Origin of the sequence: Mangrovibacter yixingensis, assembly GCF_020523985.1 — a bacterium.
Classification (GTDB): domain Bacteria; phylum Pseudomonadota; class Gammaproteobacteria; order Enterobacterales; family Enterobacteriaceae; genus Mangrovibacter; species Mangrovibacter yixingensis.
In genome coordinates this window covers 161,077-173,506 of sequence record NZ_JAIVKM010000007.1, presented here as the reverse complement: position 1 = coordinate 173,506, position 12,430 = coordinate 161,077, and the positions used below count along the sequence as shown (strand labels likewise).

The window sequence follows — 12,430 nt, the reverse complement described above, 5'->3', positions numbered from 1 at the left end:
TAAAGGAGTTTGTAATGAAAAAGAATAACTTACCTAAAATTGGTATCCGCCCGGTGATTGATGGACGCCGCATGGGTGTGCGTGAATCACTGGAAGAACAAACCATGAATATGGCGAAATCCACCGCGGCGCTGTTAAGTGAGCATTTACGCCACGCCTGCGGTGCGAATGTGGAGTGTGTTATTGCCGATACCTGCATCGCCGGTATGGCAGAATCCGCCGCCTGCGAAGAAAAATTCAGCCAACTCAATGTTGGGCTGACCATTACCGTTACGCCTTGCTGGTGCTATGGCAGTGAAACTATCGACATGGACCCCACCCGGCCGAAAGCAATTTGGGGATTTAACGGAACCGAACGCCCTGGTGCCGTTTATTTAGCTGCCGCACTCGCCGCACACAGCCAAAAAGGGATCCCGGCGTTTTCTATTTACGGCCATGACGTACAGGATGCGGATGACACCACAATCCCTGCAGATGTAGAGGCTAAACTCCTGCGCTTTGCCCGAGCAGGCCTGGCGGTGGCAGCGCTGAAAGGTAAGAGTTACCTCTCTTTGGGTGGTGTGTCGATGGGCATTGCCGGTTCAATTGTCGACCATAATTTCTTTGAATCCTGGCTTGGTATGAAGGTACAGGCTGTGGATATGACTGAACTGCGCCGTCGCATTGACCAGAAAATTTATGATGAAGACGAACTGGAAATGGCGCTGGCATGGGCGGATAAAAACTTCCGCTATGGCGAAGATAAAAATGCCAAACAGTACCAGCGCAATGCGGAACAACACCACGCGGTACTCAAAGAAGGTTTGCTGATGGCAATGTGCATCCGCGACATGATGCACGGCAACCCTAAACTGGCTGAAAAAGGCCGGGTTGAGGAATCACTGGGTTACAACGCGATTGCCGCAGGCTTCCAGGGGCAGCGCCACTGGACGGATCAATACACTAATGGCGATACCGCAGAATCCATACTGAACAGTTCATTTGACTGGAACGGGGTTCGTGAACCCTGTGTTATTGCCACAGAAAACGACAGCCTCAATGGTGTGGCAATGTTGCTCGGCCACCAGTTAACCGGCACGGCACAAATCTTTGCGGATGTGCGCACTTACTGGTCACCAGAAGCGGTGCAACGGGTAACTGGCCAGGCGCTCACCGGCCATGCCGCCAATGGGATTATTCACCTGATAAACTCAGGCTCTGCCGCGCTGGATGGCACCGGTAAACAGCGAGACAGCGCAGGTAAACCCACCATTAAACCTCACTGGGAAATCAGCCAGCAGGAAGCGGATGCCTGCCTTGCCGCCACACAGTGGTGCCCGGCCATCCATGAATATTTCCGTGGTGGTGGTTTCTCTTCCTGCTTCCTGACTGAAGGCGGCATTCCGTTCACCATGACCCGCGTCAATATGATTAAGGGCCTGGGCCCGGTGCTGCAAATTGCCGAAGGCTGGAGTGTTGAACTCCCAGAAGCCGTACACGATGCACTGAATAAACGCACAGATTCCAGTTGGCCCACCACCTGGTTTGCCCCACGTCTTACCGGTAATGGGCCTTTCACGGATGTTTACTCGGTAATGGCTAACTGGGGCGCAAACCACGGTGTGCTCACCATCGGCCATGTTGGCGCAGACTTTATCACTCTGGCCTCCATGCTGCGCATTCCTGTGTGTATGCACAATGTTGAAACAGAGAGTATTTATCGCCCATCGAGCTGGGCTGCGCACGGTATGGATAGTGAAGGCCAGGATTACCGTGCCTGCCAGAATTACGGGCCGCTTTATAAACGCTAATCGTATAAACGCTAACTGTATACACGTTAATCTGCCTGCTCTGCCGCACTTGTGTCAGGGCAGGCGCTTATCTGGAGTGAGTATGAAACAAGACATCATTCTGGTGCTGGATTGCGGTGCAACGAATATCCGGGCGATTGCCGTCAATAAGCAAGGCCATATTGTTGGCCGGGCGACAACAGAAAACACCAGCATTCCTTCCCCGGAAAACCCAACCTGGCACTTGTGGTCTCTGGATGCCATTCTTGCGAATTTTGCTCTGTGTTGCCAACAGCTTGGCGCTACGCTGGCGGATTGCGCCATCCGGGCTATTACGGTGACAACCTTTGGGGTGGATGGCGCGCTGGTTGATAAACAGGGCAACATGCTTTACCCCATTATTAGCTGGAAATGCCCGCGGACAGTCAATATGGTTGCACGCACCGACCAGCTAATGCCTCTGGTGCGCCGCCAGGCAATCAGCGGTGTTGGGGAGTTTGGCTTTAATACCATCCACAAACTGGTGTGGTTTAAAGAGAATCACCCAGAGATGCTGGAACAGGCTCATGCCTGGTTGTTTATTTCGTCACTGATTAACCACCGGCTAACCGGGAAGCTGACAACCGATATGACCATGGCGGGAACCAGCCAGTTGCTGGATATCCGCACCCGTACATTCAGCCAGGACATTCTTCAGGCAATTGGCCTAAAGGACTCACTTTTCCCACCACTGGTTGATGCAGGAACCTGCATCGGCACACTGTTGCCCGAAGCCGCGACACAACTTGGGTTACCAGCGAATATTCCGGTTATTTCCGCCGGGCATGATACCCAGTTCGCGTTATTTGGCGCAGGTGCGGCGCAGGATGAACCCGTGCTCTCTTCCGGCACATGGGAAATCCTGATGGCGCGCACACCACACCTTGATACCGCCCGGCTTACCCGCCACAGAGATACAACCTGTGAATCAGACAGTATTCCTGGGCTGTTTAACCCCGGCATGCAGTGGCTGGCATCGGGTACGCTGGAGTGGATCCGCAAATTATTTTGGCAGGCAGATACACCCTGGTCACAGATTGTCGATGAAGCACGCAGAATCGCTCCCGGCTGTGATGGCGTTCAGATGAAGTGTGATTTGCTGGCAGGAGGGCAAGCCGGATGGCAAGGCGTTTCACTCAATACTACCCGCGGGCATTTTTACCGGGCAGCACTGGAATCCCTGAGCCTGTCCCTGAAAAACAATTTACAGATACTCGAGCGTATTGGCGGCTTCCATACCCAGGAGCTGTTGATGGTGGGCGGTGGTAGCAGGAATACGCTGTGGAACCAGATCAAAGCAGACACGCTGGGCATTCCGGTAAAAGTGCTGGATGAAGCAGAAACCACTGTTTGCGGCGCGGCCATGTTTGCCTGGTATGGCGCAGGGGAATTCAGCAGTGCCGAACAAGCCAGAGCGCAAGTCAATTTTCATTACCGCTATTTCTACCCGGAGACGCCACTTGCTGTCACACCTGGCGGCATAGCTTCTGCCATTGAGCAGTAACTTCACAAGGAGAGCACCATGTTAAAAACAATATCACCACTGACTTCCCCGGAATTACTGAAAGTCCTTGCTGAAATGGGGCACGGAGATGAAATAGTCTTTTCAGATGCGCATTTCCCGGCCCACAGCATTGGCCCACAAGTGATCCGCGCTGACGGCCTGGCTGTCAGTGATTTACTCCGCGCCATTATTCCGTTATTCGAGCTGGACAGTTATGCACCGCCTTTAATTATGATGGCTGCCGTAGAAGGCGATACGCTGGACCCGGATGTAGAGGTTCGTTATCGCAAGGCATTATCAGCGCAGCAACCCTGCCCTGACATTATGCGCATTGAACGTTTTGCCTTTTATGAACGAGCCAAAAACGCTTTTGCCATTGTTATCACAGGAGAATGCGCCAAATATGGCAATATCTTGTTAAAAAAAGGGGTAACCCCTCTATAGAGCCGAGCTTCCTGAACATACCGGAGACCAACATGAAACCAGCGCGCCACCAGGCTATTGTGGAATTACTGACGCAGTACCAGAGTTTGACGACCGGCGCGCTCGCCAGCAAATTGCATGTCAGCCAGGAAACCATTCGGCGCGATTTAGGCGAACTCCAGGCGCAGGGGAAAATACAACGCAGCCATGGTCGTGCCCGTTCCCTTCGCCGGGAAAACCATGACAGTGGCGATCCTTTCCATATCCGCCTAAAAAGCCATTACGCCCATAAAGCAGACATCGCCAGGGAAGCGCTGGAGTGGATAGATGAAGGTATGGTTATTGCGCTGGATGCCAGCTCTACCTGCTGGTACCTGGCTCGCCAATTACCCGATATTGAACTGACTGTGTTTACCAATAGCCACCCTATTTGCCATGAGTTAGGGAAACACGAACAAATCAACCTGATTATCTCTGGGGGGCAATTGCAGAGAAAATATGGGTGTTACTTAAATAACGCGCTCATACACCAGTTAAAATCACTGGAAATCGACTTGTTTATTTTTTCCTGTGAAGGCGTGGACCAACAAGGGCAACTGTGGGATTCCAATATTTATAATGCGGAGTTTAAATCGGTCCTGCTTAAACGCGCCGGGCAGTCTTTATTGTTGATAGATAAAAGTAAATTCAACCGCGCCAGCGAGGTCAAAATCGGTATGCTGGATGATGTCACTCATATTATTTCAGATGTGGACACGCCAGGTATTGCCGCCTCAGTGTAAATGCGAGGCAACCAGGAATAAGCAATATTTACCGTATAAAAACGGCATTATACGGTTGGTTTCGCTACACTTACCCCCTGAAAACTGACTGCCAGGTGGTGGTCTTGAAGCCACAAACAGGGAACACGCTATGTTGATACCTCGCTCACTGGCGCGCTGGGCGCTGCCTGCATTATTACCTTTCACCTTTTCACTGGCTTATGCTGCCGCCCCCGATACAACGGCCGGTAAGCTGGTGAACAAAGTCGCACTGCCTGCTGACCATGGCTTACAGGAAGCCGCCGAACAATATCTTATAACTTACAGCTCGGTCAGTGGCGTAGACGGGAAAACCCCGCGCGAAGACACTGCAGCGCTGTTTCTTCCCCATGGTAAAACACCTGAGGGTGGCTGGCCGGTCGTGGTTTGGACACACGGGACCGTGGGTGTAGGAAGGGATTGCGCGCCGTCACTGAACCCACGTACCCCAAGGGACAGCCAGTACCTGAATACCTGGTTATCGCTGGGGTTTGCAGTTGTTGCACCCGATTATGCCGGGCTGGGTTCAGCAGGGCTGCACCATTACCTGAACGCACGGGCAGAAGCCTGGAGTGTGCTGGACAGTGTGCGGGCCGCGATGAAAAACTTCCCTTTGGCTAATAAGCTGGTTCTGGTTGGCCAGTCTCAGGGGGCGCACGCTGCATTTTCTACTGCTGGTTGGCAGCCCGATTATGCGCCGGAATTACATGTGCGAGCGACGGTGTTGACGGGCACACCTTTTTTTGATGACACGCTTTCTGCCGATAAGCTCTTCACCGGAGAATCAACCGGGAATGGCGGGGACCCGAAAATTCCTTATGCATTCTATATTTACCTTTCCGCTGCCGACCATAACCCGGCGTTGAAACCGGAAAATGATTTTCAGCAAAAAGCCCTGCCGTTACTCAATGAGGCCAGCAAGCTGTGCATCACACCACTCACTCAGGCTGTTATGGCTGAAAAACTGAATGCAGATAACAGCCTGAAACCTGCGATTCAATCTGTGTTGAAGCAGCAAACCCCTGCACTGCGTTACCCAACTCTGCATATCAACCATCCGGTTTTTATTGGCATTGGCGGCAATGACATTAATGTGCCAACGGCGATGCAACAGCACTTTGCAAGCCAGGTGAAAGCGGCCGGAACGGATGTTGAGATTCGTGAATACCCAGGGCTGGACCACAGCGGGACAGTCAATCCATCATTACGTGATTCTGTGCCTTTTGTACTTCACGCACTCTCTGCCAAACAATAATCGTGCCTACCCCCGGTAAGCCAGGCCGGGGGTGGCTACAAAAAAAATTTCACTTTTTTGGGTTGAAAAAAACATCAGCCACCCTATATTTCATTGCGGAGGGGGCACAACCCCCGCCACAAAACATGAACTGCTTTTTGAATATTGACTATGTTCAGGAGGTTAATCATGGCACGTAATGCTTTGTCTTTATTCCCATTATTTTCAGACTCACTGTTCCCTGACCGCTTCAACCGAATTGACCGGTTGTTCAGCCAGCTAACTGGCGATACACCGCTTAGCGGCGCACCTTCCTACGATATCAAACGTACTGGCGATAACCGCTACGACTTAGTTTTGAGTGTGCCGGGCTGGAAAGAACACGAACTGCAAATTGAAACCACGGGTGGTCAGCTCACCATTTCCGGTAAGCATGAAGAAGAAAAAGGTGGTAGCGAAGAGAGCTGGATTCACCGCGGAATCAGCCGCGCCAGCTTCCGTTCCAGCTTCAGTTTGCCAGACAGTGTTACTGTGACCGGAGCGGCGCTGAATGAAGGGTTACTCACTATCAGTTTGCTGCAGGAAATTCCAGAAGAGGAAAAACCACAGCGGATTGCAATTACAAACAGCAACAGTAAAGCACTTGAACACCAGGTGTAAGCGTCGCATAACAGTAAAGCCGCGTCCGGTATCTGCCGGGCGCTCTGATAACACGAAGTATCCTTAACATCTTTGTACAACGTAAGGAGAATGCATGAAGACGAATCGTCAGGCACGTCAGTTATTAGGGCAGGATCATTGGTTGTCGAACCACCGTAAACTGGTCATTCACGATAATGCTGCCACCATTGTAAAACATGGCTCCGGGCGGCACCGCCATCTCAACCAAAGTGAATAATTGAATTAATGCGTCCGGGGGTGTCCTTGTGACGAACAGCCCCGGACGCATTTTTTATCGCGTCTCAACTGGCACGCTTGCATTAATGCCACTGTTTTTCTTTTTAGTACACTTCCCCAGATAAAAGCCACGCAGACGGATGAGAACCCACTCTTCCCGGTCGCTTTATCATTCCCGGTAAGCAAGAACCTGCTCACCTTTTCGCCATTGACGCGGGCTTACCCCAAACCAACGACGGAACGCGCGGGAAAACGCGCTCACTTCTGAATACCCCAGTAACAGTGCCATCTCTGACACCGGTAACTGGTTCTGTTGTAAATAGTGCGTTGCCATTTCGCAACGAACCTTGTCCACCAGCGTGGTAAAACTCACGCCCTGCTCACGTAACCGCCGCTGCAACGAGCCACAAGACAGGCCCATTTTTTCCGCGACATCGTCAAGTACCGGTTCACCCATAGCCAGTTGCAGGTGCACTTGCGTGCGCGTCTGGTCCACAATACCCTGGTTGGGCACCCGGTTGTTCAGGCGGCGAATGGCATCCTGCATCACCAATAGCAGCATTGGGTCGCTGTCTGGCATGGCACGGGAAAGCTCGCGTTTGGGAATAATCAGCGAATTAAAAGGCTGCTCAAAATACACGGGGGCATCGAACAGTTTACAGTGTTCGTGCCACTGTTCCGGGCGCGGGTGCTCAAAATGGACTTCCCGTGGTGCCCAGTGCGGGCCCATAGCATGGCGAATCAGGTTCATAAACATGCCTAACGTCAGCTCAGCATCCTGGCGACGGGCAAGAATTGCGCCGTGGCGCACCTGGTAATCCAGCCGCCAGCAATCGCCTTTATCTACCATACGCACCAAAGTGTCGTGCTGGTGATACGGAAATGCGTTTGCCACGTTATGCAGCGCTTGCTCCAGTGTGCCGGAACACAAACCGATATAGCCAATCAGGCCTAATGACTGCGGTTTAAACTGCCGTCCGTAGTGTAAACCGAAATTATCAAAACCTGAGTTATGTGCAGCCTCTTCCATTACCCGGCAATAGTTAACCAACCCGAGGCTGAGTGTAGGGCTGGCAAGCAATTCAGGATCTACGCCACTGATGCCAAAAACCCGGTCTGCATCGCCACCATACTGGCCAATAAAATCGCCCAGACCGGAGGCGGCGGCAGATAAAACTCCCATATTTCCCCCTGCTGCGCTGTTAAGCGAGCCGGAGAATGCCGAATGCAGCGAAGGCGTTGTCATCATTGCTTCACCTTTACCTGTTAATGAATGGGATAAGTGAGAGCAATATTCGTACCACTTCTGGGGTTAAACAGAATCAATCAGTTAGCCGCTATAACCCCCTGATAGTTTGCTTCGCTGAGTCTGGTTGCCCGCTCATAGTGCATCTCATCTTTACATTGCATCACAGGGGCAACCGAACAGGGCGTTATGCCCCAACAGGTAGCAGAGCCTCTTCGCCCATAAAACGGTGGCATAAACGTACCGTGTGGCCCACCCATTCATTCCCCAGGCTTTGCGCCATCTCAGTTTCTGCATGAGAGGCCACCCAGGCTGTTAGCTGTATACGGCGCTGCATCAATAATGCCGGGACCACCGCCATATCCGCGTCAGAAATATGTGCCACCTGTTCATAACCCGCCAGCCAGTTCTCCACCCAGGCTTCAGCCCGTGGGTGGTGCTCAACAAAACTGATCGCGGCTGCAAGGTCATGGAGATACCAACCCATGCCGCAGTCATCAAAGTCAATCACCCGGGTTTCGCCCTGCCAGAGCAATAAATTGGTGAGGCGCAGATCGGCATGGATCAGCCCAAATCGCGCCTGATCCTGCCCATATTCATTGAGTTGCTGGCGAATACGTGCCAGGGCGGCATTAACCACGTCATGGTCGTGATGTTTAAGCCCCTTAGCATCTCGCCAGTCGCCCCAGTGCCCTTCTGGGCCAACCATGGAAGTGTGGTCCCACAAAATACGCCGAAAACCTTCCGGTTTGCGCCACTGCCTGCTGTGCTGGTGCAGCCGGGCAGTAATCTCCCCTAACTGGCGAAAAGCCCGGGGATCAACGCCGGTATCCGGCATGTCACCGTCAATCCAGTGAAACAAAACGGCATGACGCACTTGTCCGTCTGCCAGTGGCAATGTTTGAACCCTCACGCCGTCGCAGTCAACCAACGCCTCAGGCACCGGAATACCCGCTTCACGTAGTGCATCCAGCCACAATAGCTCGCTTTCGATATCTACTTTTTCATGGTAATCGCCGCGATGCAGACGCAGGGCATAGCGTTTCCCGCCAGCAGTCACCACAAAGGTGGCATTTTCAGAACGGCATAACAGGCGGATTTCTCCCTGCAAGGGTGCCGGGTAACGGCGCAATGCCTGCTGCGCCAGTAGTGTCAGGGTGGTGTTGTCCAGGGTGTCATACTGTTTTGCACTCATGAATATTGTCCGTCTGGTTCAGGGTGCATTCAGCATGAAGTTTTTTCCCCTTGTCGCGCTTGACACTACAGCCACAAAAATTGACTCAGACGGCTATTCACACCGCTTTTTGCCCGCAAGTTGACATCAGCGCGCAAGAATCGACGCGCTGATGTCAAGTTTTCCCCACCGTACTGGCGGCATTATCAGAGAGCAAACGCACCACTATTCGCAAAATAAGACGTTCACAAAATAACGCGTTCACACAACGACGATAACTGACGGGGATACAAATATGACGACAAAACTTAAGCCCACACTGGGCGCCCTGCACTTGTGGGGTATTGCCGTGGGTCTGGTCATATCCGGAGAGTATTTTGGCTGGAGCTATGGTTGGGGAGTGGCAGGTACGCTGGGGTTCCTGATTACCACACTGTTTATTGCTGCAATGTATACCTGTTTTATTTTCAGCTTTACCGAGCTGACTACCGCCATTCCGCAGGCAGGTGGCCCATTTGCCTATAGCCGTAAAGCTTTTGGTGACACTGGTGGCCTGATTGCAGGTATGGCGACCCTGATTGAGTTTGTCTTTGCACCACCTGCTATTGCTATGGCGATAGGTGCTTACCTGAATGTGCAGTTCCCCGGGCTGGATCCGAAATATGCGGCTGTTGGCGCATATATCGTCTTTATGGGGCTGAATATTCTGGGTGTGAAACTGGCTGCCATGTTCGAACTGGTAGTGACTATTCTGGCGGTTATCGAACTACTGGTATTTATGGGCGTGGTTTCCCCAGGGTTTACCATGAGCAATTTTGTCTCCCATGGCTGGGCAGGCAGTGATGGTTTCTCACTGACTTCTGTTTCCGGTATGTTTGCCGCTATTCCATTCGCTATCTGGTTCTTCCTGGCGATTGAAGGGGCAGCAATGGCCGCAGAAGAAGCGAAAGACCCGAAACGCACCATTCCACGCGCCTATATCACCGGTATTCTTACTCTGGTGGTGCTGGCGATTGGGGTGATGTTACTGGCAGGTGGCGCAGGTGACTGGCGTAAACTGTCCGACATTAACGACCCCCTGCCCCAGGCAATGAAAATGATTGTTGGGGAGCACTCCAGTTGGATGCATATGCTGGTGTGGATTGGCCTGTTCGGCCTGATCGCCAGTTTCCACGGGATTATTCTTGGCTATTCTCGCCAGTTCTTTGCGCTGGCCCGTGCTGGCTACCTGCCCCATGGCCTGGCAAAACTGTCCCGTTTCCAGACGCCACACCGCGCCATTCTTGCCGGTGGTGTGATTGGTATCATCGCGATTTTCTGTGATGGTGTGAACCTGCAGGGTATGAGCCTGACTGCTGCCATGATAACCATGGCCGTGTTCGGTGCCATTGTGATGTATATCATGAGTATGCTGAGCCTGTTCCGCCTGCGCCGCAGTGCACCGGATCTGGAACGCAGTTATCGTGCACCGGGTTACCCGGTTATTCCGGCGATTGCGCTGGTTTGTTCCGTGATTTGCCTGGTGGCGATGCTGTGGTTTAACCCGGAAATTGGTGGGTTGTTTATTGCCTTTATGGTTGCGGGTTATCTCTATTTTCTGTCGACGAAGTCGCGCCGGGAGAATGTGGCGAATGCAGAGGTTGTGCTGGAGAGTGAGTAGTTGTTTCTGTTTACGTGAAGTGATGTGGTTAATATCGCTTCATGTGAACGGGCGGTGAGTGAAACTTGTGTTGCTGGCACGGCGTGCAATAGGTGCCGTGCTGGTGGAATGTGGTTCGGGTTATATTCGCTGAACCGGATGCCGGTTCGGTGAAAGTTCCGTTCACCTTGCGCTGATGCCGGTTCGGTGAAAGTTCCGTTCACTTCGCGCTGATGCTGGTTCGGTGAAAGTTCCGTTCACTTCGCGCTGATGCTGGTTCGGTGAAAGTTCCGTTCACTTCGCGCTGATGCTGGTTCGGTGAAAGTTCCGTTCACTTCAAGTGATGTGGTTAATGTGGCTTCACAGCCGGTGAACGTGTTAAGGGGCCCGCCCCTTAACAATCCGGTTTTCGCGGGCAACCGGTGCTGCGCACTGCGTTCACCTCCGGGCAGTCAGCCCGCGGCCGGCTCGACTCGGCGTCCTGCCTCGTTTCGCCTTATTCCGCCGTCCTGGCGGAATAACCTTGTCTTCCTTTCTGCGGTTCACCGGTTTTACGCGACTCAGCCAGCGCTGCAGGTGCGGGATTGCTTGTGTTGTCTGGTATGGCTGTAAACTCTGGATATGGTATGTTTTCTTTGTGTTTTGCTGGGGCTTACAGGCGTGGGGGTTAGTGGCCTCGAAATCGTTGAGGCGTGCCTGGCGGGCCGGGGCTGCCTGCATGGATGCAGGCAGAGCGACGGGAGGCAGGAGGCCGACTCGGAGCGGTACCCGATAAGCCTGCCAGGGTAAGCCGAATGTCCGCGCAGCGGCGATTTTGCCAGCCACCCACGGGGGTGCAGGGGGGACGGCCCCCCTGCGTGCGCCGGGCGCAGCTGGTGAGTGAAACTGGTGTTGTTGACACGGCGCGCAACCGGCACTGTGCTGGAAAAATGTGGTTCGGGTTACCTTCACTGAACACTGATGCCAGTGTGGTAAAAATTTCGTTCACTTTCAGTGGAGTGGTTAATGTGGCTTCACAGCCAGTGAAGGGGTTAAAGGGGGCCTGGCCCCCTTGTGGCTTATTTCAGGCGAGCGGCAATGGCGGCAACGCGTGCGCCATACAGGCGTACGGATTCCAGGTCGCCTGCCGGGATTTTATCGGCACCAGCATCAGAAGGAGACTGTACCAGTGGGCCAGCTGAGCCACCCAGGTTATTAACGTCATCACGCGAAGAGGCCAACGTGTTGGCTGGAGCCTGGCCCAGGCTTACCCAAATCCCGCCATGTTGTGCTGCGAGTGTTTGCAGGGCAATCATGGTGACTTGTTTGTCGCCATTCAGGCTGGCGCTGTTGGTAAAGCCACCAAACACTTTGTCCTGCCAGGCACGGGTAAACCAGATTTTGGAGCTGGCATCTGCGAATTTCTTAAACTGCCAGGGAGCAGAACCCATATAGGTAGGCGCACCGAAAATAATGGCGTCTGCAGCCTGCAATGTATCCCATGCGGTTTCCGGGATATTGCCTTCCTGGTCAATCTCGATAAGTTCCGCCTGGGCACCTGATGCAACACTTTCTGCTACCAGTTTGGTGTGGCCGTAGCCAGAATAATAAACGACTGCAACTTTAGTCATGGTCTCTCCTGTCATGAGGATAGTGAACACTTTGCTACAGGGATATAACGCAGTAGCAGGCAGAATACAAACCACCTTTTATCAGGGATTTGACT

The 12,430-nt window shown here is 52.9% G+C and carries 11 protein-coding genes; 8 read left to right on the top strand and 3 right to left on the bottom strand.

The features are described 5' to 3' along the window. Nucleotides 1–14 precede the first annotated feature (14 nt). The 7 genes from fucI (at nt 15) to sra (ending at nt 6,667) form a co-directional block, all read left to right on the top strand. The gene (gene fucI, locus LC084_RS19125; RefSeq protein WP_226572926.1) at nt 15–1,790 is read left to right on the top strand and encodes an L-fucose isomerase; all 1,776 of its coding nucleotides are present in this window, start codon (nt 15–17) and stop codon (nt 1,788–1,790) included. Between the two features lie 82 nt (nt 1,791–1,872). Continuing rightward, nucleotides 1,873–3,312 carry an L-fuculokinase gene (fucK, locus tag LC084_RS19120; RefSeq protein WP_226572924.1) on the top strand — a complete coding sequence of 480 codons (1,440 nt, stop codon included), beginning with the start codon at nt 1,873–1,875 and terminating at the stop codon, nt 3,310–3,312. Nucleotides 3,313–3,330: 18 nt separating this feature from the next. Further along, nucleotides 3,331–3,756: an L-fucose mutarotase gene (gene fucU / locus LC084_RS19115; RefSeq protein ID WP_226572922.1), complete on the top strand. Its 426-nt coding sequence runs from the start codon at nt 3,331–3,333 to the stop codon at nt 3,754–3,756. Between the two features lie 32 nt (nt 3,757–3,788). Next, a complete protein-coding gene (gene fucR, locus LC084_RS19110; protein WP_226572920.1) occupies nt 3,789–4,517 on the top strand; it encodes an L-fucose operon activator in 729 nt (242 codons plus the stop codon). Nucleotides 4,518–4,647: 130 nt separating this feature from the next. Beyond that, complete coding sequence (locus tag LC084_RS19105; protein ID WP_226572918.1) at nt 4,648–5,790, top strand: alpha/beta fold hydrolase; 1,143 nt, start codon at nt 4,648–4,650, stop codon at nt 5,788–5,790. A 168-nt stretch (nt 5,791–5,958) separates the two neighbouring features. Further along, nucleotides 5,959–6,429, top strand: a complete 471-nt coding sequence (locus LC084_RS19100) for an Hsp20 family protein (RefSeq protein ID WP_226572916.1) — start codon at nt 5,959–5,961, stop codon at nt 6,427–6,429. Between the two features lie 94 nt (nt 6,430–6,523). Next, entirely contained in the window at nt 6,524–6,667 is a 144-nt protein-coding gene (gene sra / locus LC084_RS19095; protein WP_072007014.1) for a stationary-phase-induced ribosome-associated protein, read from the top strand. Nucleotides 6,668–6,835: 168 nt separating this feature from the next. On the opposite strand, the gene qhpR is transcribed toward sra, so the two are convergent. Then, a complete protein-coding gene (gene qhpR / locus LC084_RS19090) occupies nt 6,836–7,912 on the bottom strand; it encodes an AraC-like transcriptional regulator QhpR (RefSeq protein WP_226573040.1) in 1,077 nt (358 codons plus the stop codon). A gap of 187 nt (nt 7,913–8,099) precedes the next feature. Next, entirely contained in the window at nt 8,100–9,107 is a 1,008-nt protein-coding gene (locus LC084_RS19085) for a phosphotransferase enzyme family protein (protein WP_226572914.1), read from the bottom strand. A 274-nt stretch (nt 9,108–9,381) separates the two neighbouring features. Here LC084_RS19085 and eat point away from each other — a divergent pair, with 274 nt between their 5' ends. Next, on the top strand, nt 9,382–10,746 hold the full coding sequence (eat, locus tag LC084_RS19080; protein ID WP_226572912.1) for an ethanolamine permease: 1,365 nt from the start codon (nt 9,382–9,384) through the stop codon (nt 10,744–10,746). Nucleotides 10,747–11,783: 1,037 nt separating this feature from the next. Here the strand turns inward: eat and LC084_RS19075 are convergent. After that, the gene (locus LC084_RS19075; RefSeq protein ID WP_226572909.1) at nt 11,784–12,335 is read right to left on the bottom strand and encodes a flavodoxin family protein; all 552 of its coding nucleotides are present in this window, start codon (nt 12,333–12,335) and stop codon (nt 11,784–11,786) included. Between the last annotated feature and the right edge of the window lie 95 nt (nt 12,336–12,430).